The following is a 311-nucleotide window of genomic DNA, read 5'->3' on the forward strand; positions in this document are numbered from 1 at the left end:
GGGGGTATGCCCGAAACCGAGCATGCCGTAGCCGCCGGCGTCATACAGCACCGCACCCTTCAGCGTGACCACCCAGGAACCGCGGGCGGCGAGGGCGACGTACGGGGTTACCGCGTCGTCGGCATAGAAATTGACGAAACCGTCCTGCATCGCATCGATCTGGGCGCGTTCGTCGGCGGCCAGCAACGCACCCAGGTCGGCGCGCACGCGCTCGAATTCGGCGGCGGCAGCGTCGATCGCGGCAACCAGGTGCGGGTGGCCAGCGGCCAGGCGTTCCAGCGTGGCGTCATCCAGGCCGGCGGTAAGGCGGG

1 pseudogene is annotated in these 311 nt (G+C 69.8%); it reads right to left on the minus strand.

The window, feature by feature from the left end:
• Positions 1-311: pseudogene (locus DBR34_RS10490) on the minus strand (lysine 6-aminotransferase); the annotation flags it as partial.

Source organism: Stenotrophomonas sp. HMWF003, from assembly GCF_003061285.1.
GTDB classification, from domain to species: Bacteria; Pseudomonadota; Gammaproteobacteria; order Xanthomonadales; family Xanthomonadaceae; genus Stenotrophomonas; species Stenotrophomonas maltophilia_AP.